This is a genomic window from Microbacterium halophytorum (genome assembly GCF_002970975.1).
Lineage (GTDB): Bacteria > Actinomycetota > Actinomycetes > Actinomycetales > Microbacteriaceae > Microbacterium > Microbacterium halophytorum.
The window spans coordinates 1-22,472 of the sequence record NZ_PNFA01000014.1 but is presented as its reverse complement, the minus strand read 5'-3'; the positions used below and the strand labels follow the sequence as shown (position 1 = coordinate 22,472).

Sequence of the window (22,472 nt, the reverse complement as noted above, 5' to 3'; positions counted from 1 at the left end):
CGTCGGCGAAGCTTGTTCTGGCCGCAGTTCATGTGCGCTCTCGCCCTGGTGGGAGCAGCCCAGTGAGCACGAGCGCGAAGGCGGCCGAAACCACCAGGAGCCAGAGCCCGAGATGGTATGAGTTGGACACGGGATCGTACGTGGCTCCCATCACCAACGGAGGAATGTACCCCCCGAGACCACCGGCCGCGGCGACGACACCGGCGACGGCTCCCGCGCGACCCGGAGGTGACGACGACCCGATCCACGCGTACACGGACCCCATGCCCAGGCCCATCGCGGCCGCGAGCAGAATGAACGTCAAGCCCGCCACGATCCCTTCCGCGGGCTGCTGACCGACGACGTAACCGAGCGCCACGAGGGACGCCAAGGACACGAGTGTGATGAGCTTCGGCCCGAGCTTGTCGGCCAGGACCCCACCGATCGGTCGCGCAACCACCGCGGCCGCCGCGAACGTCGCTGCGCGGGTGCCGGCGCCGACAACATCGACGTCATCGGGGTAGATCGTGACCAGGTACTTCGGTAGGAACGTCGAGAACGCGACGAACCCGCCGAACACGATCGCGTACAACAACGACATCTCCCATGTGATGCGCAGCTTCAACGCGCCGACAACTTTCGGCACGACCGGTTCCGTACTCTGCCGCCACGCAGGAGACTCGCGCAGAAGCACCCAGGTCAGCACCGCCATCATGAGCAGCAGTGCCACGACGATCAGATGCGTGGGCACGTAGCCGACGACGCGTTCGAGCCGCGGAGTTGCAAAGGCCGCGAGCGCGGTGCCGATCATCCCCATTCCGAAGATCCCCGTTGCGAGCCCACGCTTGTCAGGTGGGAACCATGCGCTCGAGAACGGTATCCCCACGGCGAAGATCGTTCCCGCGACTCCTAAGACAAAACCGCCTGTGATGAGCAATCCAAAGCTGCCGTTCTCACCAGCGACCACCACGAGAAGCACGCCAGGCACCGATGCAAGAAGCAGGGCGGTGAACATCCTCCGACCACCGAGACGATCAGCGAGGGCGCCGACCACGACCCGCCCGAGCGAACCCACGAGCACCGGGGTTGCGAGCATGAGCGATATCTGCCCTTCGGTCAGGCCCATCTCGGTCGCGTAACGCGCTTGCAATGGCGCGATGATCATCCACGCCCAGAACCCGACCGCGGATGCCAGGGTCGCAAGCACGACGTTGGCCATGCCGCCCCGCAGATCCAGCTCACCCACGCCGGACATTGATCGGGTGTGCATCGTGCGTGCGGCCATCGCCGGCTCCTTCTCGGTTGCAGCGCCGTGGTCACGATTGACGAGGGGCGCACGGCGCGAACGCCATACGCCGGTTCGGCCGCGAGTACTCATGTCTGTCGTACCCCCGGCGCCAGCGACAGCACCGTTGACGCAGGCTCCCGAGTCAGTACGCCTGCGTCCCAGGCCGCATCATCGAGTTCGGCCAGGATTGCGCGGGCGATCACGACATCCCATCGCGTCCCTTGCATGTCGAACTCGAACAGAACAGGTCGGTGAAAACAACGGGCGAGCTCGCGACAGGCCGCCTGATGCGACTCGTCGAAGCGGCTCTCGCCGGAGCTCATCACCCCCAGCAACCGGCGACGCGTCAGCGGGCTGCGCATGAAACGGCGCAGCGACTTCGGCATCGCGTCAGCCGCCGGATCGCTCATGGCATACAACGGCATGATCAACACGTAGTTTGTCTCCGGCACGGACGTACGCACCGCCCGCTGGCCGATATCGTAAACGGGGCGTTCCAACCTGTGCGCGAAGCTGCGGACGTTTCCCGAGGAGTTGGAATAGAAGTACACCGGCAGATTCGCTTGCCTCGGACGAGGCCCGCGCCGAGCACCATTGTTCGAGCACACCTCGGTACCCATCATGTTCCTTCCGGTGTCGCCACGCATCCCCTCAATGTTGGGGCACCACCCGACTCGACGGACGTTCCGGAGACCGGTAAAAAGCTGAATTCCGCAACGCGCCTCGTCCCCACCGCTGATGCCTCGATCGTGCTCGCGTTCGGCAGTCTCACGCCGTCCGCCACGACACGGTTTACACCCCGGGGCGGCTGCGCGCGATGCTCAGATATTATTCACGGCCCGCTCCCCCACAAGTTTCAGTAGAAACCGAGAGAATGCGAACATGGACAGCTTCCGACCTGCTTGCGGCCCGATCTCGAGCTACTCACGGGTGCGAATCCTGCATCACCTTCAGGAGCACCCTGGTTGCGCGATCACGGAGCTCTGCGACGCGACAGGTCTTCACCAGAACACGGTGCGTGAACACCTCAAACGGCTCATTGACGGCGGCTACGTCATTGCTGCTCCGGAGCACGCCGGAACCCATGGGCGCCCCCGTTCGCTCTACACGGTCGTCACCGGCGAACCCGAGGCATCAAGCATGATCGCCCGCGAGCGCGTCGCGGCCGCGGCTCGACGCGGAGACCTGATGCGGCGTGTACTGCACGAACCGGAGTCGAAGCTCGGCACGGAAGCTACGCACCAGCTGGACGCGCTCATCGAAGATCTCGAGGACAGCGGCTTCGAACCACACATCGACGAGATCGCACTTGAGATCGACCTCAGCCCGTGCCCGCACGCCGCCGCACTGCCAGAGCATCGCCCAGTTCTGTGCCAGGTCCACCTCTCATTGATGCAGAGTGTGCTCAACGAGGCCGGCGGCCCGCTGTCGGCGGATTCCATACTCGAGGCCAAGACTCCTGAGGAATGCACCGTCCGCTTGCGCAGATCGTGAGCGGGGTGTTCGCCCCGCCAACCTGCGCGCAATAGGACACAAGCCTTCTATGCGAGCCAGAATGACCGAGGCATGACATGCTGCAGTTAACCCCTCACCCTGTCGGAGAGGAGGCACTGCGAAACACCTCGCTGCTCACCGACGGGCGGACTTTTCAACTTATCCCGTCGAGGCTTTTGGTCTCCAACTGATACTGAGCGCGACGACATTGATAGCGTCGCTCGGCTTTACGATGCCTCGGGGTTCTCTGTGAGCATGGTGTCATCAGCCTCCAAAAGGGGGCCATCACCATCACTCGCCGGTTCCACATCGGTTTCCGCCATCGCGGTGAGCGCACCATCCGGACGGATGAGTTCACGCACTTCGGCCATAAAACTGTCCAGCTTCTGTTGCTGCCAGCGGAGTTGGCGCGTGCGATCCTCCGCATCGCGCAGCACCTCAGTGCTATGACCGATCACGGTGTCGACGATCTTCTGCGCCTTGACGCGTGCGCGGTCCAGTACGTCACGGGAACGGACGTGCGCCTCGGCCATGATCTCCTGCGCCTGCGCTCTCTTGAGCCGCTCGTAGTCGTCGGCCTTCCCGGAGATGAGCTTCGCGTGCTCGAGGGAAGACTGCACTTGGTCGTTCGCGTCCGAGGTGATCCTCTCCGCATGTGCAACGGCCTGGTTATGCAGTGCCAGGAACTCCTGCTGCGCGTCATTCTGTCGGCGCGCCAAGCTCTCCTCGAACTCCACAACACGCGTGTTCGTCTCTCGCACGTCGCGTTCGGCATCTGCTCGCTGCTGTTGCGTCTCCCGCGCGACCATCGAGCGGAGCGCGGTCGCGGCCTTCTCCGCCTCGACCCGGATCGCCTCTGCCTCTTGCTCGGCTTGTTTGACACGCTCAGCGGCGTGTGCCGCTTCTCGCGCGATGCGTGCTTCATGGCCGACGAACTCCGTCTCGATACGGAGGCGCACCTGATCGGCCTCCTGCTCGGCCTCCGCCCGGATGCGCGCCCCGTCGGCTTCGAGCTCGACGCGTCTGGCATCGATCTCTTCGCTGGCAATCGTCAGTAGTCGTTCGGACTGTACCGTCGCATTGCGGAGCAATGCGTCCGCCTGGTCTTCCGCAACCCGCAGTACCGCCTCGAACTGGATACGTGTATCCGGGTCGACGACTCCCTCCGCGGGCACCGTTGCGAGCTGATTCGTCAGCGTCGCGACCTTGTCCGTCGCATCGGCGGCCTGCGCCCGCGCGGCAGCGAGTTCTTCCTCGAGCGCCGCGATGCGGCGCGTCGCCTGTTGTTGTGCCGCCGAGGCTTCGTCCCGGAGTACGTCGGCCTCACGCCCCGCCCGCGTTCGAGCCAACGCCGCCTCACTCTCCGCGCGCTGCAACCGCTGTTGCAGCGTCCCAAGTGCCGCGTCCACCTCATCCTTGTCGTACCCGCGGAACGCGGTCGCGAAGGTCTGCTGCTCCGGCGCTGTCTCCCCTGCCAGGAGCTCGTGGAAGTCGGGACCGGCGTCCGCAACACGGTGCTCGTGGGGTTCGTTCATGTTCTTCTCACCTTCTGCGAATCGTCTGCGCCACATCTCGGCGAGACTCGACAACTGTCGGAGTGATCACATGACGCGGGCCCCGGGTCGAGAAGACCCAGGACCCGCGTCATGCACTACTTCGGATTACTCCGCGCGGCGACGCCGCAGGAAGGCCATCACGCCGGCGAAGCCAGCGGCGATCGCCGCAGCGAGCGCACCGAGCAGGGCGAAGATGCCTCCACCGGTGTTGGCCAGCTCGCCGCCCGTGTGGACCGAGGCGCCGTCGGAACCGCCGTCAGCACCCGTGTCATCACCGTGACTACTACCGCCGTCGATGTTCCCACCGTCAGTGTTCCCACCGTCAGTGTTCCCACCATCCGTGTTCCCACCGTCAGTGTCACCACCGTCGGTGTTGTCACCATCCGTGTCGTCACCGGGCACCTTGGGCACCTCATTGACAACCCAGTTGAACGTGGTCTCGACCGGCTTGATCGTGTTCGACGACACCGACACCGTGACCGCGTAGTCACCCTTCGTCGTCGGCGAACCCGAGATCACACCCGTGGCTGCATCAATCGACACACCCTCCGGCAGACCCTCCGCCGAGAACTCCAGCTCCGAACCGTCGTTAGACGACGCCTTCACCGGAACCTCAACCTCGTCACCAACCGTGTTCTCCTGGTCAGCAACATCCGCCACCGCAATCGCGGGAACCGGGTTCACCTTCCAGTTGAACGTGGTCTCGACCGGCTTGATCGTGTTCGACGACACCGACACCGTGACCGCGTAGTCACCCTTCGTCGTCGGCGAACCCGAGATCACACCCGTGGCTGCATCAATCGACACACCCTCCGGCAGACCCTCCGCCGAGAACTCCAGCTCCGAACCGTCGTTAGACGACGCCTTCACCGGAACCTCAACCTCGTCACCAACCGTGTTCTCCTGATCAGCAACATCCGCCACCGCAATCGACTTCACGATTCCGGCGTCGATGTGGCGCAGCTCGTCGCCCGGGGTGACCGACACCGCAGCCACGCCCTTGGCGTCGACATCCGAGTCGAGAGCGCGGTTCGAACCGGCCTTCTGCGGAGCCGTCTCACCGTTCACGTCGAACGTGACCGTGTAGTCACCGCCGTAGAGACCTGAGAAGGCGTACTGCCCCTTCGCATTGGTCTTCGTCGTCGCGGTCTCAGACCCGTCGGCGCTCTTGAGCGTCACGTCGATACCGCTGGCGATCGCCTCGCCGCTCTGTCGGATACCGTCACCGTCATCGATCCAGGCCACGCCGCGGATCGCCGAGTCGGCAACTGCGACGGGCAGTGCCTCCGAGGTCAGCTCGGTCTCGGAAGTCGTCTCGGCCGAGATGCCGTTGACGAGCTCATCACCAGCGTCAAGGCCGTCGGCCTCAGCACTGATGGTCACCGTCCCAGCGAACCCTGCGCCGAAGTCCTCCGTCGCCGCGCGGAGCGCCGTCACGTCTTCGCCGACGCTCGCCACGTCCGCCGGAAGCGGCTTCCAGTCGGCCGCGTCCGGCGCCGCCTCAACTGCTGCCGGGGCATCCGTCGTGTATTCGAACTGCAGGTCTGCCGCATCGCCCGACGCGCTGATACCGGTCAGGTCGAGTTCACCCGCGAAGTCAGACCCGTGCGGGTCACCTTCATATGGCAGCACATCGAGGAAGTTGGTCTCACCCTGTGTCTGCGCCAGAGTGTTGATCATCTCCACGTCCCACGTGATGTCGTGCGCGCCGGGACCGCTCACGAGTGCGTCGGAGGTCAGAATCTTCTGAATACCCGCGAGCTTCGGCGCAACGGTCGTGACGTTCGCCTTCTCCTTCCGCGTGTCAAGAATCGAGTCCGAAGGGGCGGCGTTGGCGGCATCGGCCCGCGATGTCACGAGCACCTGCTCGCCATCCTTCACCAGAAGTGAAGTCTGTGCGTCAACCTCAATCATCGGCCACTCATCCGACTCATCCGCGTATACCGGAACAGTCGGGCGGAATTCCGCCGTGAAACCGTCCTTCGCGTTGCCCGAGATCGTCATCTCCCAGAACGGATCCAACCGGCTATCGTCGACACCCACAACACCGCTGTCTGCTTCGAACGCTGTTGTGATCACCAGATCATTGATCTCACGCTCGGCCTGACTCTCATTCAGACCGGGTTGTGCCCCCGCAACGGCCTTCACGGACACGGGGAAGGAGTTGCTCCCGATCACCGACTCAGCCGTTGTCAGTTCCGTACGCACCTGATGGTCGTCATCAACCACGACCCTGGCCTTGGATTCCCGCTCCTGTTGTCCAGAAGCCCGGACCTCGCCGTAGTCGAAGACCTCAGCACCGTCCACGTCGCTCACGACGTCAAACGGCACGAACATTGCTTCGGCGCCAGTTGAGTCAGCGGTGCCGGCAAACTTTCCGCGCACTGCATTGACCTTCGCCGGACCACCCGCAGCTGCGACGGACGAGTGCCACGTCGCATTCTCAGGGTCTCCTTCACGATCGGCATCGCTCGAGTACTCGATGCTCCAGTTCTCGGCATCGCTCCGGAATTCGACTGCTGCGTCAGCAATCTGCTGCTCGTCAGGGTTCCAGTAGTCGTAGAGAGTGAACGCTGCGTCTTCGCCCTTCCCGAGATCGTTCGCATTCACAGATGCCCAGATTCGGCTCCCGGGCGATGCCGTCTTCACGCCACCTTCTCCGGCGACCGGGTTGGCGGTCCATTCAGCGTTTGCACGGACGGGGGACGAAGAGTCGGCGTCCGTTCCGTCCTTAGGCACATAGATGGTCTTCAGAACACCGTACTGGTCCGTTCTCGGACCGAAAACGGGCTCTCCGGCACTGTTGTTGTTGGAGAAGACTTCTTCGAGCCTCTGCCCCTCCGCTGGCGCGTAGGAGACCGAACTCCTGAAAGAGGCAGAAGCTTTGCTACCGGGAACGAGGTCGGCGTCGGGCATCAGGAGCGACACATCGGCGTGGAGCGGGTCGCTCTGAACGTTCCCCGACCAATTCTCCACGAGCAGAGTGACAATCGCACCGCTTGCGCCGACGGTGACGTCCTTGACCTCTACGGTCGCACCGGACGGGCTCGTCGACGTCACCAGCGCCGCGACGCGATCAGGTGACGTCCAACCGAACTCCGGCTTCAAAAAAGCCAAGTTCATCTTGACCTCGATCGGACCAGCCATCGACGTCACCGCATCAATGCCGGCCGGTTCGGATGCCCTCTCATTGCCCGAACCCGCAACGCGCACGTCAGTGAGAACCTCATCCGAAAGGACATCGACAATGTCGAACCCCGTGTCGATGCTCGTAGCTGGCTCAGCACCGGAGCCGAAGTCATACGTCTTCGACGTCACTGAGTTCTTCGTCGGGACTGCCAACTCCGGCACGTCCACCTTGACGACATCGACAGACGTCGCATCGGCAGTCTGTACACCCGTCTCGTCCGTTGCGGCGAGTTCCGCCGCGTACGACTGACCCACTGCGGGCCTGGTCGGCTGTGCATAGATCTTGTCGAGCGTGATCGTGCTGTCGGATCCCACCGGCACATCGACGGTGGCCGACAGCGTGCGGCCGTCTTCGCTCACCGTTGCCGTGCTGGAGTACTGCTCGAGATCGGTGTTCACGAGATCCAGGCGGTTCTCGTCCCATTTCCAGCCCTCAGGAAGGGTCTGGCTCAGCAGGAGGTCGTCCGTTCCCGTGGTCGCGAACGTCCAGGCGTACTCGACGTAGTCATTGAGACCAACCTTGCCGTTCGACGTGTTGTCGTCGGCTGGGTTCGCCGGGTCGCCACCGTCGTTGGCGACCTTGACCGACAAGTCACGGATGCTGCCCGTCGCCGCATAGGACGCGGGGGCGCCCGCTACGAGCGCACAGCTGGCGAGCACCACGCCCGCCGTCAACATACCCGCGCCTCGCAGAGCGACGGGCGAGAGTGATTTTCTCATGGTTCCCCTTGTACTTGCGCACGGGCCACCCGGCCCGGCGTACTCCCCCACGCCCGACGGGCGCAGTTCGATACATCTATCGTCCGGCGCCACCCGCGCCCGTGCGGGTCGTCACGTCGGGATTACGTACCGCAGAGCTCGCAATTGCGTAGCCGGAGGAACCGCTCTAAGTAGTCGGACGCCCCTTGTTGCGGTCTGCACGCCCAGCGTTCGCTCAGGAACGCCACGTTCGTCGATGCGGCTCCCGGGGTTCTCCCATCGTTCACGAGCTCCGCGGAACGCGTCCGACTCGCGCGCTCACTCAGGTTCCGGCACATTCGCGTCCGCGAGAAAACGCGCAAGATCACGCCGGTTGTTCGCAGACACCTTCTTCATGATCCTGTGGATATGACTCTCGACGGTGCGTACGCTCAAGACGAGCTCGCTGGCGATCTGCTGATTCGATCTCCCGCTTGCTGCAAGACGCGCCAGTTGGATCTCCCGGGGCGTGAGCAGGATGTCGGCGCTGCGGAACCGAAGCGCGTCAAACGAGCCCGGTTCGAGTTGCGCGACCAAGCGTTCGCTCGCCCGCTGCACTCGGCGCGCGCTCTCGGTATCGGCCGCGTTTTCGAAGTGGGCCCGCGCGCGTTCATAAGCGGTGATCGCGAACCCCGGCCGGCCTGTGCGCACGAGCCTCGGCGCAGACTCCTCCAGCCGCGTCGGGTCCGAGAACACCAGGCCTTCGACATACGCACGCAGCGCCGCCACAAGTTCGCCCTCGACTTGGTCGAGACGGGGCGCCAGCTCCTCCAGCCGCTTCGGCTCCGGCCACAGTTCGAGCTCGATCAGATGTTCAAGCGCTGCGTTCCAACGCGCTCCCCTGCTCCAAAGACGGTCCGCGCCTTCCCGGAGTTCTTGCCGCGCCATCGCCATCTGACCTTCGACCATCCGCAGCTGGCTCCGCGGCCAACTCGTCGTCATCCCGGGAAGAGAGCCATCAGCGATGGGAAGCTGCTCTGCCTGCCGCAAACGAACCTCGGCCAACCCCGTGTTCCCTCGTCTACCGGCGACGATGCTCCCCATACACAGGACCCCCAACAGCGACGCCGGTGCGTTCGCATTCGGTGCTCCGACCGCCACCGCGGTCTCGACCAGGGTCGTCACTTCTCGATAATTACCGTGCAAGAGCTGGCACAACGACGCGAAGTACGCCGCGGCACGGATCGCGCTGCCAGACAGGTTCGCCCGTGCACGCTCGAGCGCCCGGTAGCCCAAGATCGTCGCCTCAGAGTGCTCGCCTTTGGCGAGACGGATCAAGCCGCGCAAAAGCTCGTACTCCACCCAGTCGCTACCGGCGCTAGCAGGGTCGACCGAAGCGAGCTCTTCTTCAGCGGCGGCAACCCGCCCCTGTACCAACAGCGCCGCAGCACGCACCCCGTAGACCGTCGCCTGGGTAGCGGGATCCATGCCAACCGGCTCGACCACGTCGGCACGCACGTCACCTGTGTAGCCGTCGTACACCAGACACAACCGGACTCGCGCAGCCTGCGCCAAAGACTTATACACGACCGCACGAGCCTCTGCACGCCGCAACAGGTCTTTCGCCCCGGCCAGGTCGCCGCGCGACGCGAGCCAGCTCGCCCGCCAGACGGTGAGTCGGATGCCCGCCTCAGACACGTCGTCAGTGTCGACAGTGCGAAGGACCGCGTCGATCGCGCTCTCGTCGCCACCGGCGTCACCCAACGCGCTGAGGTACGTGACGGCGCTCTCCAATGCAGGCGCGCGCCGCCATTCAGCTCTCGCGTCGTCCACACGCGCCCGGACCTGGTCCTGCACGGCCCTCACGAACATCGCATCCGGTTGTGCGGCTGATAAGGTCGCAACGTCGACCGGAGCATCGAACATGCGCCCGACGAGGTCGGACTTTCGCTTCGAGAGGCGCGCCGCTCTGCCCGGCAGCATCAGATGACGGTAGTACTCCGTGATCAAGGGCGGCATTACGCCTGGCCTGGTCTGGCCGCCGGTCGACTCGTACGTCAGCAACGAGCGCTCTTCGAGCCGCTCGACGGAGTCGGCTCCAATCAGCTCGACTAAGGCGTCGAGGCTCTGCGGGCCGACGAGGCTGATCGTCTCGAGCGCCTCGCGGTCTTCGCGGTGCAAGGGCGCGATGTGCCGTTCAACGAGTCTTGCCAGGGCCGGGCTCCACAGTTCCTGACGTGCGACCCATTCATCACCGTTCTCGGCAAGCCGCCCCTCCTGCACACCGATGTCAACCATCCCGCACGCCAAGCCCGGCAGGCCGCCGGACTTGCCGAAGATCCGACTCAGCGTGACGGATTCAATCCTGCCGCCGATCCGTTTCTCCAACAGGGCCTCCATCTCGGCAAGCCTCAACGACTGCACCTCGAGTTGGTAAGCCCGAGCCAGATGACGATTCTTCGCCCCCTGGAAGAGCTCGCGCGTGCGCAGATGCCCTGTCACGATAGGAAAGCCCACCCGATATTGCGCCGCGCGGATGACACCCCACGAGGTGTCGTCGAGCAGCTCAGCGTCGTCGACGAGCACCACGTACTTACCTGCGGTGCCTTCGTCGACCATGCGCTGTGTCGCGCTCGCCAAATTCAGCACGCGACTGGCGTTGGTCGGCTCGGGGAAACGATCCGCCAGTCCTGCCAGTGGGATCGCCTGCAATCCCGCAGTTCCCGCGACCAGCCGAGTCTGGAAGCCGTTTGCCCTCAGTTTGTCTGCAATCGCACGCAACAGCGTCGTGCGTCCGCTGCCCGGGCGCCCGTACAGTGCGACGTCGACCCCGAGCTGAACGTATGCCACGGCGTCGCTGAGTGTCGCCTGGTTTCCGATCATTGTCACCATCATGTCAGCGCGACGGCTCACGCGAAAGGGGGGGAGGCCGTGAAAACGGAGTGTCAGCGGTCGACCAGGTGCGCTTCGATCACCGAGTTCTGCACCGAGGGCGCCCCAGATGGCAATTGCTGACAGGTGATGACGACGAGTCGACCCGGGACGTCCTTCCAGACGTCCTCCCGCGACGGCAGCTCGTCCTTGTCGACGGTGTAGGCGGAATCTACAGCGTAGGTCTCGTCCCCTAGCACGACGCGCGCGCCCGGCGAAACCGACGGCATGCCGCTATCGACGTCGATCAGAAAGTTGCCAGGCGCCAGCCCCGGCGCAGGGATGGAATGCATGGCGACGTAGGTGGTGCCGGCCGTCGGCTCGTTTGGCGTGCCGACGTTGCGCACGACGTACGCGGACGAGAACCCCGGGGGCGTGATCGCGCCTTCGACGAGATCCAACGAACCCAGAGGGACGTCCAGCGCTACCGAGGGAACCTGCAGCCGCTCCCCGTCGTCCTCGGACACGCGCATGCGCTCGAGCACGGTGGGGTCACCGATCGGATCCTGCAGCTCCACGGCATTGCCCTTCATGTCGATCTGCGCCCGACCAGCGGCCGTCGAGGCATCGCCGGCCCCCGAAGCGAGCAGCAGGGCCACGGCAAGCGCTGCAAGACCGACACAGGCCAGCACCCACACCGCACCAGGCGGGTGCGCCCGGCGTACGGACGCGCCCTCCTCGTGCGATTGGCTCTGGCTCACGCTTCCCATGATGCCGCGACGACCTGTGTCGATCTCCGTTTAAGAGGCGAATGCGTAGTCTCACACCGATTCACGAAGCAGATACCGTATGGAATCTTCCCGACTAAGTACTGCGGCGTCCCCGTTTGCGTGTTCTTCCTCGTGGCGCACGTAGTCGCCGCACTGATCGGCAGCGCCTGTCGACGCCGACGAACCAGGCATCGGCGCGCACCCGCGCCTACGCACCAGGACCGTCGCGGATACGCAATGCGACTCGGCCGACTACTGCATGTTCCCACGCCTCGTACGGCAAGTTCGCTTCGACGCGCGCACGTCGGCGCGCGTGCAGAAGTCAACCAGCCCCTCAGCAGGTCCAGGCCGCCCATCGGGCGTTGCACCACTCTGCAGGACTCTTCTTGACCCGCACGCCCGGACCCCTCGAGCACACCGACATTAAACACGGCTGATCCTTCCGCATGGTCGGTAGCGCTGAGATACGCTTCGCGCTATGAATCCGTTGCTCCCGGCGTTCGTCGACATGCTCTGGGCGCTCGGTGCGCTGACGCATGCGGCGCTGGTGTTTGCAGCGCTTGCTCGGCGGGCGCGCGCCGGACGGCCGCGTCGTCAGCTGTACGACGTTCTGGTAATCCTGCTCGTGCCGATAGTTGGATCGGTGCTATCGCTTATGGCTAATCGACGCCCCGAGCGCCGTCGAACGGCACGGCGGTAACGCGATGTCGAAGCGCCTCAGGATCACAACGCCGAGTTCCAAGGTTGGAGCGGTCCTGGTCGCTCTGCTCCTTGCTTTCACTGCGGGGGTGGTCGTAGGTGTCGGGCTCGGTTTTGACCTCTGGATCAGCCCAACCGCTCTCACCGTCTGGGCAGTGGCGATACTCGTACTGACCCGTCTGTTCCGAGGTCCTTTTGAGTCGATCCCGCCCCGGCGAGCCTGGTGGCGAGCCACCGCCACCACCAAGGGCAGCGCATGGCTGACTGCGTACTTCGTGACATCCGCCGCCTCGACACTCATACCGGCGAACGAACCGACCTGGGTCAGCATGTATTCAGGCGTCGTGCATCTCACACTCGCGTGCTACTTCGGATACTCCTTCTGCAGACTGCGCAGGCTGAACCCGAATCGCGTAGGAGCAACGACTCCAGAGCGGAGCGACCCATCTTGAAGCACTTGTTCAAGCAACACGCGGGGAAGAGCATCACGCTCACCGGTGTCGCGCTGTCAATCGCTGGCGTCGTGTTGTCGATCGCTGGCGTAGTACTCAGTATCTGGGACGGCTACGCCGCGGATGCGGAGATGCGAGACGGCAACACTGCACGTTGGTTCGTACTGATCGCTGGCATCGTCGTCCTCACCCTCGGCACCTTCATCGCACAGTCCCACAGCTCGAATGACGAAACTGATCGAAACTGATCGACGACATCAGCACCGGCTCCCGACCGCGCTCGTCGAGGTCCGCAAGCTCGGCAGCACACTCGCACGCCGCGCGGTCGATGTCCTGGCCTACGTCGACCGGCCGGGAGACCTGGAACGGTCCCACCGAGGCCATCAACGGCCGCCTCGAGCACCTACGCGGGACTGCATTGGGCTTCCGGAACACCACGAACTACATCGCCCGGTCGCTCCTCAAGACCGGCGGGATCAGGCTCCACCTACGCCCTCATTCATGAAGAGCCCCATTGAGTTGCTGGGTGCGTTCATTCCGGCCTCTCGCTATGCACATCACGCGAACCAACGCCGCGAGACGATTGCTGAGGGACGTCGGTGGCAGTACTGAGTCTGACCGGGTGAACTACTGATAGCGGCTGCACTCGATACTCAGTTCGGCAGTTGCCGGTACTTAACGTGCGACGGGAACCACGCAACCAGTCTTTCTGCACTGGCGGAGTTCGGCTCGTCACAGGTGACATGAAGACGAGCAATCACGAGGGGGTGAACACTATGGATCTTCAGATCGTCGACATCCCGCCGCAGGATGCCTGGCAGTACCGCGTCGGTCAGCAGTGATCGGCCCCAATGCGGTGCGCATGGCTCAACGCAGAATCATGCGCACCGCAGTACCAGGAGAAGTCAATGAGACCACGAATTCGCTCTGGTCACTCGATCGTCCACCTCGAGCGGGGCGATTCGGTGATCGGCTCCATGACCTACGGCCTCGGGCAGTCGATCAGGGACCCGGACGCGCAGTTGCTTGAACTGAATGACCTGCTGGACGGTAGACGCACGCGCGAGCAGATCATCGAACAGATCTGCCGGCTCGCGAGTGTCGATGCCCCTGCCGCGCATGAGTTCTTCGATGCGCTCGTTGAGAACGGTCACATCGAGGATGCTGACGCCCGCACATCGCTGACACCTCAAGAGCAGGATCGATACTCGCGGAGCGCGCACTTTTACGCGTGGATCACGAAGCACCGCGAGCCGAGCCGGTGGCATGCACAGGAGGCGCTCGGGGCGGCGAGTGTGACGATCGCCGGTGTCGGCGGTATCGGCGGCGCGATCGCCATGCACCTTGCGGCCGCAGGAATCGGCGCGTTGCGACTGGTCGACTGCGACTCGGTCGAGCTGTCGAACCTGAATCGGCAGTACCTGTTCTCCGAAGCAGACGTCGGGGCGCGAAAGGTGCACGTCGCGGCGGAGCGGCTGCGCAGGGTCAACAGCGACTGTGAGATCGAGGCGATCGATACGTCGATCGATAGTGCGCAGCACGCAGCGGAGCTGCTTCGAGGCGCCGACCTGTTCTTCCGTGCCGCCGACACACCGCCATCCATGCCCTACTGGGTGTCAGACGCCGCGCTCGCCGTCGGGACGCCATGGATAAATTGCAGCTACGCCGGCCCCGTGATCAACTGCTGTACTTACGTGCCCGGAAAGACAGGTTGTTACCGGTGTCTGCGTCGCGCGGAGCGAGAGTGCCTGGTGGCGGAAGGGCGATCACAGGTCATTTCCGATGATCCACCTGCGTTCAACGCTGCTATCGGGCCGGTGGTGCACGCAGCAGGTTCGTTGGCGGCATACGAAGGGATCCGATTGCTCGCAGGATTGAATCCGCGAACGGTCGGTCGTGCGTGGCACCAGAACATGTACGATTACGCGCACTCATACGCAATTGACGTGCCGGAGGATTGCACGCATGGCAGCTGATGGCGTGCCGTTGAGGAAGAACTGGGCATTCCAACGCCTTGTCGTCGCAAAGGTCGCCAACGAACTCTCGTCGTCGATAGGAAACCTAGCATTACCACTACTCGTCGTGGTTGTGAGTGGCTCTGCAGCACTTGCCGGCTTTGCGCTCGCCGTTCTGACGGGCGCGCTGATCGCGTCCCAGACGTTTGCGGGTGTCCTTGTCGACCGATACTCCCCGTCCTTAATGCTGCGCGGGTCATCGGCGGTGCAGGCCATCGGCTGGGCTATCGTGGTGATTGCGCTGTACGTGCCGGATGCATCCGTGGCTCTTGTGTTGGTCGGTGCCGGCGTGGCCGGTGCTGCCTCGGGGGTTGATGGGCCGAGTGAGCACGCGCTGTTGAAGGTGATCGTGCCGCAGGACCAGTACGGCCGAGCCGCGGCACTGGGTCAAGGGCGAGAGGCCGCGGCAGGCCTGCTTGGGGCGCCGGCGGGCGGGATCCTCGTCGGTCTGGCGCCCGCGCTCGCGCCCGCGTCTCAAGCCGCGCTGAATATGCTGGCGGCGGTGTTCGCCCCGCGCGTCCGACACTCATCGCCACCTGCCGCCGACGAGCGATTCCTCAGCCAGTTGGTCATCGGGTTTCGCGCCGTGTTTCACCACGACGGACTCCGAGGGATCGCAATCGTTTCGGGGCTCGCGAATCTCCCTGTCGTCGCGCTGCCGTTGACACTCATCGCTGAGTATCAGTCGCAAGGTGTGTCCCCCGTGCTCATCGGCGTCATGGCGAGCGCCTTCGGTGTCGGGATGGTGCTCGGCTCTTTCGTCGCGGGGCTGCTTGCCACCAAGGTCCGATTGGGTGTGCTCGGGGTTCTGTCGCTCGCCGGCTTCGCGGGCGGACAGATCGCTGTTCTCTTCAGTTATCAAGATTTCTGGATCACCACAACGGTGCTGACGCTGTCCGCGCTGCCGCTACCGTCCTTCAACGCCGCGATCAGCGCGTACACGGCCGCTGTGACTCCAGCTGCCTACATGGGGAGGATCGCCGCAGCATCTGGTGTTCCGGGAATGATTCTGATGCCGGTCGGCTCTTTGGTCGCCGGTGTGCTCTTCGACCACTACGGCGCCTTGGTTGCGCTCCTGGTCTCCGCTGGCGCCGCGATTGTCACAGTTGCAGTGACGCTTCTGAGTCGCGCGTTGCGCGCTATACCCAGGCTTGCCGTGCTTCGAGAGACAGACCTCACCCAGATCTCAATGCCGGGCCGGACATGACGGAGCGATGGGGGCTCTTCGCGGATGAGGGTGTTGCGGTCGGTTGACGGTGCGGCGGCGTAGCGGTCGCGGAGACGAGCTCGAGGCTTCCCGAAGATGGAAGTTCCTACGCTCGCCATCCGAAAGACCTCGACGTGTCCCGCGGTACCTTCGCCGACCCTGATCTCTCTGCGTTCTGCCTCCTCGACGACCACGGCCTGACCGCGACGGGTCAGGAGAACTCGCCTGACAAGGCGGTGCTGGAGTGCCGAGTCATCGAGCGTGCCCCGTTCTGCCGCGGGTGCGGCGCCGAGGCATCGCCCGCGGGACACAGGCTCGCCGTCTCGCGCATGTGCCGCTGGGCTGGCGACCGACGCCTCTCCTCGTTCGCGTCCGCCGATTCGCGTGCTCCTCGTGCGGGACCATTTGGCGCGCGGACACCACGACCGCGGCCGAGCAGCGCGGGCGGCCCACCCGCGCCGCCATCAGGTAGGCCCGTGAGGCCATCGTCTGCCAGCGTCTTCCCGTCGCTCGCGTCGTGGAATCGCTCGACGCGTCCTGGCATGCCGCGAACGACGCGATCCTCGCCGAGGGGCAGCAGCTCCTCATCGACGATCCGGTCAGGTTCGACGGGGTGACCACGATCGGTGTCGATGAGCACGTCTGGCGCCACACGCGCCTGGGCGACAGGTACGTGCCCGTCATCATCGACCTCACTCCGGCCCGCAGAAGACGGGGCCGGTGCGGCTGCTCGACATGGTCCCAGCACGGTCAGAGAACGCGTTCAAGATCTGGCTCGCGCAGCGCCCGAAGACGTGGCGTGATGGCGTCGACGTGGTCGCGATGGACGGGTTCGCCGGTTACAAGACCGCCGCCGGTGACGAGATCCCGGGTGCGACAGCGGTCATGGATCCGTTCCATGTCATTGCCTTGTTCGGCGACGCGCTCGACCGGACTCGCCAGCGTGTTCAGCAGGAGCCCCTCGGCCATGGAGGCCAGACCGGCAACCGGATCTACGGCTGCCGACGCCTGTGTCGACGCCGCGTGAACACTGCCCCGTAGCGTCGGATGAATCTTGACCCGCTCCGACACTCTTAGAGGGTGATTTCAGTGCAAGACTGGGCGGAGATCCGCCGACTGCACAAGGCCGAGAGCATGCCGATCAAGGCCATCGCCCGCACGCTCAGCGTCGCCAGAAACACGGTGCGGGCCACGCGCGCGTCGGACGAGCCGTCGGCGTATCGACGCGCGAGAAAGGGCTCGCTCGTCGACGCGGTCGAGCCCGAGGCTCGTCAGCTGCTCGCGGTGGACGCGAAGATGGCCGCGACGGTGATCGCGGAGCGCATCGGTTGGGAGCACTCGATCACGATCTTGAAAGACCAGATCCGGCGGATCCGCCCGGATTACGCCGGCTTCGATCCGGCGGACCGGATCGTTCACCAGCCCGGGCGGTCGGACTACTGCACGCACGCGGTGCAGCCTCGCAATCGGGGCATCGGGAGTACTGCATCCGGTGGCGTCGAGTGCGTAAGAGGGCGGAAACCGCCCCGCAGCACCGCGCCCTCATGACACGGTGGAACAGGTTGCCGCCCTGAGTCGGTGTGCAAACTGAAGAGGGCGTCCCAAGACGTACTCACTCCTGGGCGGCAACCACCTCGCAGTTCAAGCGCGTCGTCAGCGCCAGAGGCCGTCTCAGGCCACGGCCCCGGCATGCATCCCGACGGTTACCGGTACGCATCACCCGTTGCCGACGTCGAAGACGCCACCGCAGCTGTCGGCGACGATTCTGGCGAGCCGCATCCGCGATCATCGGCGCGGAGCGATCATCGAATGACCGGCGACACATACCAGCGCCTGCACCGGATGCGCCGCGAGGCGGTACGCGCACTCATTACCCGGGCAAATCCGATGCCGACGGCAACACGCCGGTCGGGAGCATCCGCGTCCGGACGTGCGGCTGGATCGCAAACGACCACCGGCCTGTAAGAGTTGGGCGTCGACCGTGCCCGGTACTCTCGCGCGCGCACTACTGAAACGTTCTGTCCCAACCACTGCATCGGCACGCTCGGACTACGCAAACTGTGACTTCTGGGCGCAGCGCCCGCGGGACCGGTATCTACTGGAAATGCGCCGGGCCCCCATCCCGACGCCCCGAGCGGGCGGCAATGATCCCACCCACATGGGAGATGTTTCTGCTTCATCCTTGCCATCTCCCGATCGCCGCCCGCTCACTGGGCTATGCAAAGGACTCTGGATGAGCGCACGCACGATGTCACGCGTCACCGAGGGCACCGACTCGTCGTCTCCCTCCGCACGCGCACAGTTCTATTGCCTGGCGTCCGACCTCGAGGCCGTCGTCGCCCGCTGGCCGGATCCGCGCATCGTGCGTGCCGTCGAAATCTTCGGGGGAGCGCACGTGCCACGCGCCGGACAACGTGGCCAGGCCCGGTCGCGCCTGTGGCAGCTCCGGACTGATGAAACCCCACTGGCATTGATAGATCTCGGCGCGCTTACCGCTTCCGACGGCATGCGAGCGACGACGTCTCGCGTCCCTCGTCCTGACGTATTCCGTTCGCAGCGAAGCCTCGCGCTCGTCACCGACGCGCGTCTCGTCGTGCGCGGGCCCGGGGCAGAACACATCGTCCGCGGTGCGGTCCGCGACTATCCCTGGTATGCAGACACCCGTGGCCTGATGCACTCGGCTCGGGCGCTTGTCACCACTCTCGGTGCGGTGAAGCCTCATGTCGCGAGCTTCCTGGAGAAGTTCTTGCACACAGTGCTCAACTCGCTCGACGAGCTGGGCATGCTCCGCATTCGCGCGTTGGCCACACCCGGCACGCTGCGCGACCGCGCATACGATCTTCGCCTTGCGCGGATCATGAAGCTGCCGAGTGTTCCCCGCTTTGCCAGGCATTTCGAGTCACTTCGCGTGACATTCCCGGAGCTGCGGGATGAGCGTGTGCTCGCCGGCTTCACGTACGGTACGGTTGCTGGCCCGTACGGACTTGTACTCACGGACCGCCGGCTCCACTCCAAAGTGCTCGGTCAGCCACCCCGCACGATGCCTCGGGAACACGCTCGCGCTCTTCGACAGAGCGACATCGATGTACATCGACTCATCGCGAACCAAACCGAGGTCCACGATGCGCCGGAGTACTGGCGGCTCCGAGACGTGCAGGGCTTCACCCAATTGGCCCGAGAATGGGCCTCAGGCGCCCTCGAATAGGGTCGTATGCCGGGGTGCTCACTCTCCGGCCGACGCGCTACTCGCTCGTGAGAACTGAACTTCTATGACTCTGCAGAATCATCCCGGGGACCGAACATTCCCGGTGCGTGCGCGGCTCACCAATGTCCGGCTGACCAGAGACAGCCGACATCGGCGTGCCTCGGCGCTTGACCGCAGGCGCGGGGCGTTGCTGTCGTTGGGAAGCGTCGCGCTCGCGATTGCGACGTTGTTCATCGTCGAACGCCAGTCGAAACCGACCGAACTCGGCACCGACGACCGCGCACTCCACCTCTTCGTTTCGGGAATCAGTCTCGCCGCCATCTTCGCGGCGGTTCTCGTGCTTCCGCTCGTGATCGCCGACATCTGGCGACCCATCCGCGACCAATCTCGCTACCTGAGTCTCGCGGGGATCCGTCCGCCGACCGAACAGCAACAGCGCATCCTCGCGTTGAACGGTCGTGATGACTACGCGAAGGGGCTGTGGAACTCGACGCTCGAGCGCCTGCCAACGGACGCCCGGTTTCCGAGCGGTTCCGCGCCGAAACTCCTGACGCTGCCGCTCTGGGCCTCGGCGGACGACCGACTCGCTCTCGACGAAGACGCCCGCGTACTCGACGCCGCAGACCTGGGCCGACGAGTTCACGACGCATTCGAGCAGGACAGCCTCAGCCTCCGCTTCGTCGACATGTTCTCTGAGCTCGGCGCGCAGGAACGCGTCTGGCGCATCGCGCGATTGTGCGACACGAACGCCACCGAGATCGAGGCCCTCGGCCATGCCATACCTGGTCGGCCCGCGCGATTGCTCTGGGCCGAGGATGTACGCCGCGCGGTCACGCTCATCCGACATGCCTTCGAGGCCGGTCTCGTATCGGAGGCTCGGGCTTGGGAACTGCTCGAGCTCCCGGCGGCAGTTGCTGCAGCGTGCTTCGCCTCCCCAGCGGATTACTGGCGGAACGCTCAGATCGCCACCGCTTTCGCGCTCGATTTCCTCGCGGCGACTCGAGAAGCTGGGACCGCCGCGAAGGAGTTCCTGCAGAGCGACTGGCCGGGCGCATCCCTCCCGCTCCCCGATCCGAACCTCACCGCGGTCCCCGCGATTGTGCAACACCTTCGCCCGCGTTTGCCGTGACTACTGCCCACGTCCATCCCGGCTCGGCGGCAATCGCCTCGCGCCGGTTGCGTGAGCCCAGTGCACGTCCGGTACCGAGGAACTACGCAAGGGGCCGCACGCGACTACGCAATCGGTGGCTGCCGAACACGCAACATACAGGCCACCGCTACGGAAGATACGAGGGAATCACCTTCGTGCGCGTTGTCGAGGCGGAGCCTAGAGTCATGCAAGCTCCTTCATCCCCCTGCCGACATGGCGTGGGTTCGTTCATCCTGCGGTGTGCCGTCATCACGTGCTGTGCCGTTGCTGGTGTGGTCACGCTGTTGAACCTGATGGCAGGCGTACTGGTGCGCGATGATACAGACTTCCAGCCTGACGGGCGGGCGACCTGGCGGTAGCCCTCGAACCAATCTCTGCGGAGTTCCACGCCGCTCGATTGTAAGAAACAGAGCCGCGGCTGTGTGCACCGCCCTTCACCGTTCGCGAGCGCGCCGCTACGCTCGGCCTCAGGTCACTTGTCACACCGGTACACCGATGAAGGGACGAACGATGTCGACAGAATCCGTCGGGTCGGGCACCGCTCCAGCGCTGCGCGGCGGCATGTTCCAAGTCGTCCTCGCGATGATCGCCTCGGCCTTCGGGTTCTGGGCATGGATGGTGATCTCGCCGCTGCAGGCCTATTACGCGAGCGAGATGGGCCTCAGCGAGGGGGAGATCTCCCTGATGCTCGCCACGCCGGTTCTGGTCGGCGCGCTCGGGCGCATCGTGACGGGCGCGATGACTGACCGCTTCGGCGGGCGACGGATGTTCACGATCGTGCTGCTCGCGTCGGTGCCGGCCGTCCTGATCGTCGCGCTCGCCGGCGAGATCGGGAGCTTCCCGCTGCTCATCCTGGGCGGCTTCCTGCTCGGCATCGGCGGCACGATCTTCGCCGTCGGCATCCCGTTCTCGAGCGCGTGGTTCCCCCCGGCCAAGCGCGGGCTCGCGAACGGCATCTTCGGCATGGGCATGATCGGCACGGCGGTCTCGGCGTTCTTCACGCCCCGAATGGCCGAATCGATCGGGTACCTGACGACCCACCTGATCCTCGCCGGCATCCTCGTCGCGGTCGCGGCTCTCGTGTGGTTCGTGATGCGCGAGTCGCCGACGTGGCAGCCGAGCCGTCAGAAGCTCGTCCCGAAGGTCGCGAGCGCTCTGAAGCTCCGGATCACGTGGGAGATGTCGTTCCTCTACGGCATCGTGTTCGGCGGCTTCGTCGCGTTCTCCACGTTCCTGCCGAAGTACCTCACGACCCTCTACCCCGACGAGGTCGACGCGGTCGGCGCCGGAACGCGCGCGGCATCGTTCGCCGCGGCCGCCGTCATCGCCCGCCCGATCGGCGGCTGGCTCGCCGACAAGCTCGGCCCCAAGCTGATCTCGCTCATCTCTCTGGCCGGCATCGTCACGTGCGCCTACGTCGTCGGTCAGCAGCCGCCCGAAGGCGTGCTCACGGGTGTGACGTTCCTGCTGATGGCCGCCGCGATGGGCCTCGGCATGGGCGCCGTGTACGCCTGGATCGGCCCGTCGACCCCGCCCGACCGCGTGGGTGCGGTCTCCGGCGTCGTCGCGGCGGCCGGCGGCCTCGGCGGATACTTCCCGCCCCTGGTGATGGGGGCGACCTACAACGCCGAGACCAACTCGTACGGCCTCGGCCTCTGGCTCCTCGTCGTCGTCGGGGCCGTCGCCCTCGTGGTCGCCGGCATGCTCCAGAACGTCGGCGGGAAGACGTCGAAGTAGTCGTCGGTTCGCGACGCAGAACCGCCGCGGTCGCAGGATCCGCGCTTTGCGGGCGGGCGGGTTCAAGTTTCGAGTGCAACGCCTATTGCTTCTCGTAGCTTCTCACTCGGGGTCCAGTAGTCGAGGGTCTTCCGAGCGCGTGTGTTCAACAGGTGTTGTGCTCGGGCGAGGTCGTCATCGGT

The 22,472-nt window shown here is 64.9% G+C and carries 14 protein-coding genes and 2 pseudogenes; 10 read left to right on the top strand and 6 right to left on the bottom strand.

Annotation, left to right across the window (positions count from 1 at the left end):
* Positions 1 to 28 precede the first annotated feature (28 nt).
* Both C0010_RS12795 and C0010_RS12790 read right to left on the bottom strand, forming a co-directional pair.
* Positions 29 to 1,264, bottom strand: coding sequence for an MFS transporter (locus tag C0010_RS12795; protein WP_232531953.1), 1,236 nt, complete (start codon positions 1,262 to 1,264; stop codon positions 29 to 31).
* Between the two features lie 89 nt (positions 1,265 to 1,353).
* The gene (locus C0010_RS12790; RefSeq protein ID WP_232531952.1) at positions 1,354 to 1,818 is read right to left on the bottom strand and encodes a class Ib ribonucleoside-diphosphate reductase assembly flavoprotein NrdI; all 465 of its coding nucleotides are present in this window, start codon (positions 1,816 to 1,818) and stop codon (positions 1,354 to 1,356) included.
* A gap of 331 nt (positions 1,819 to 2,149) precedes the next feature.
* Between C0010_RS12790 and C0010_RS12785 the strand changes: the two genes are divergently transcribed.
* The gene (locus C0010_RS12785) at positions 2,150 to 2,761 is read left to right on the top strand and encodes a helix-turn-helix transcriptional regulator (protein ID WP_105567483.1); all 612 of its coding nucleotides are present in this window, start codon (positions 2,150 to 2,152) and stop codon (positions 2,759 to 2,761) included.
* A 227-nt stretch (positions 2,762 to 2,988) separates the two neighbouring features.
* Here the strand turns inward: C0010_RS12785 and C0010_RS12780 are convergent, their stop codons facing one another.
* From C0010_RS12780 to C0010_RS12765, 4 genes are all read right to left on the bottom strand, one after another.
* Positions 2,989 to 4,296: a DivIVA domain-containing protein gene (locus C0010_RS12780; RefSeq protein WP_105567482.1), complete on the bottom strand. Its 1,308-nt coding sequence runs from the start codon at positions 4,294 to 4,296 to the stop codon at positions 2,989 to 2,991.
* Positions 4,297 to 4,422: 126 nt separating this feature from the next.
* Positions 4,423 to 8,226, bottom strand: coding sequence for a putative Ig domain-containing protein (locus C0010_RS12775; protein WP_105567481.1), 3,804 nt, complete (start codon positions 8,224 to 8,226; stop codon positions 4,423 to 4,425).
* Between the two features lie 297 nt (positions 8,227 to 8,523).
* Entirely contained in the window at positions 8,524 to 11,067 is a 2,544-nt protein-coding gene (locus tag C0010_RS12770; protein WP_158685509.1) for a LuxR C-terminal-related transcriptional regulator, read from the bottom strand.
* A gap of 62 nt (positions 11,068 to 11,129) precedes the next feature.
* Positions 11,130 to 11,816 carry a class F sortase gene (locus C0010_RS12765; RefSeq protein ID WP_158685508.1) on the bottom strand — a complete coding sequence of 229 codons (687 nt, stop codon included), beginning with the start codon at positions 11,814 to 11,816 and terminating at the stop codon, positions 11,130 to 11,132.
* Between the two features lie 1,156 nt (positions 11,817 to 12,972).
* Between C0010_RS12765 and C0010_RS15060 the strand changes: the two genes are divergently transcribed.
* The 9 genes and pseudogenes from C0010_RS15060 (at position 12,973) to C0010_RS12725 (ending at position 22,290) form a co-directional block, all read left to right on the top strand.
* Positions 12,973 to 13,224 carry a hypothetical protein gene (locus C0010_RS15060; RefSeq protein ID WP_158685507.1) on the top strand — a complete coding sequence of 84 codons (252 nt, stop codon included), beginning with the start codon at positions 12,973 to 12,975 and terminating at the stop codon, positions 13,222 to 13,224.
* A gap of 19 nt (positions 13,225 to 13,243) precedes the next feature.
* Positions 13,244 to 13,481: pseudogene (locus C0010_RS12760) on the top strand (transposase); the annotation flags it as partial.
* 472 nt (positions 13,482 to 13,953) lie between these two features.
* A complete protein-coding gene (locus tag C0010_RS12755) occupies positions 13,954 to 14,952 on the top strand; it encodes a HesA/MoeB/ThiF family protein (RefSeq protein WP_158685506.1) in 999 nt (332 codons plus the stop codon).
* On the top strand, positions 14,942 to 16,198 hold the full coding sequence (locus tag C0010_RS12750; protein WP_105567477.1) for an MFS transporter: 1,257 nt from the start codon (positions 14,942 to 14,944) through the stop codon (positions 16,196 to 16,198). Before C0010_RS12755 ends, C0010_RS12750 begins: the two co-directional genes overlap by 11 nt.
* A 134-nt stretch (positions 16,199 to 16,332) precedes the next feature.
* Positions 16,333 to 17,206, top strand: a pseudogene (locus C0010_RS15320) (ISL3 family transposase); the annotation flags it as partial.
* 126 nt (positions 17,207 to 17,332) lie between these two features.
* Complete coding sequence (locus tag C0010_RS12740) at positions 17,333 to 17,746, top strand: hypothetical protein (RefSeq protein WP_158685504.1); 414 nt, start codon at positions 17,333 to 17,335, stop codon at positions 17,744 to 17,746.
* Between the two features lie 685 nt (positions 17,747 to 18,431).
* Positions 18,432 to 19,403 carry a hypothetical protein gene (locus tag C0010_RS12735; RefSeq protein WP_158685503.1) on the top strand — a complete coding sequence of 324 codons (972 nt, stop codon included), beginning with the start codon at positions 18,432 to 18,434 and terminating at the stop codon, positions 19,401 to 19,403.
* Positions 19,404 to 19,467: 64 nt separating this feature from the next.
* Positions 19,468 to 20,532, top strand: a complete 1,065-nt coding sequence (locus C0010_RS12730; RefSeq protein ID WP_158685502.1) for a DUF1266 domain-containing protein — start codon at positions 19,468 to 19,470, stop codon at positions 20,530 to 20,532.
* Positions 20,533 to 21,063: 531 nt separating this feature from the next.
* The gene (locus C0010_RS12725; RefSeq protein ID WP_105567472.1) at positions 21,064 to 22,290 is read left to right on the top strand and encodes an MFS transporter; all 1,227 of its coding nucleotides are present in this window, start codon (positions 21,064 to 21,066) and stop codon (positions 22,288 to 22,290) included.
* Positions 22,291 to 22,472 lie beyond the last annotated feature (182 nt).

Coding starts and splice junctions, on each gene's coding strand:
- C0010_RS12795 (WP_232531953.1), bottom strand. CDS start 1,264: ATGGCCGCACGCACGATGCACACCCGATCAATGTCCGGCGTGGGTGAG.
- C0010_RS12785 (WP_105567483.1), top strand. CDS start 2,150: ATGGACAGCTTCCGACCTGCTTGCGGCCCGATCTCGAGCTACTCACGG.
- C0010_RS12780 (WP_105567482.1), bottom strand. CDS start 4,296: ATGAACGAACCCCACGAGCACCGTGTTGCGGACGCCGGTCCCGACTTC.
- C0010_RS12775 (WP_105567481.1), bottom strand. CDS start 8,226: ATGAGAAAATCACTCTCGCCCGTCGCTCTGCGAGGCGCGGGTATGTTG.
- C0010_RS12770 (WP_158685509.1), bottom strand. CDS start 11,067: ATGATCGGAAACCAGGCGACACTCAGCGACGCCGTGGCATACGTTCAG.
- C0010_RS12755 (WP_158685506.1), top strand. CDS start 13,954: ATGACCTACGGCCTCGGGCAGTCGATCAGGGACCCGGACGCGCAGTTG.
- C0010_RS12750 (WP_105567477.1), top strand. CDS start 14,942: ATGGCAGCTGATGGCGTGCCGTTGAGGAAGAACTGGGCATTCCAACGC.
- C0010_RS12740 (WP_158685504.1), top strand. CDS start 17,333: ATGCCGATCAAGGCCATCGCCCGCACGCTCAGCGTCGCCAGAAACACG.
- C0010_RS12735 (WP_158685503.1), top strand. CDS start 18,432: ATGAGCGCACGCACGATGTCACGCGTCACCGAGGGCACCGACTCGTCG.
- C0010_RS12730 (WP_158685502.1), top strand. CDS start 19,468: ATGACTCTGCAGAATCATCCCGGGGACCGAACATTCCCGGTGCGTGCG.
- C0010_RS12725 (WP_105567472.1), top strand. CDS start 21,064: ATGTCGACAGAATCCGTCGGGTCGGGCACCGCTCCAGCGCTGCGCGGC.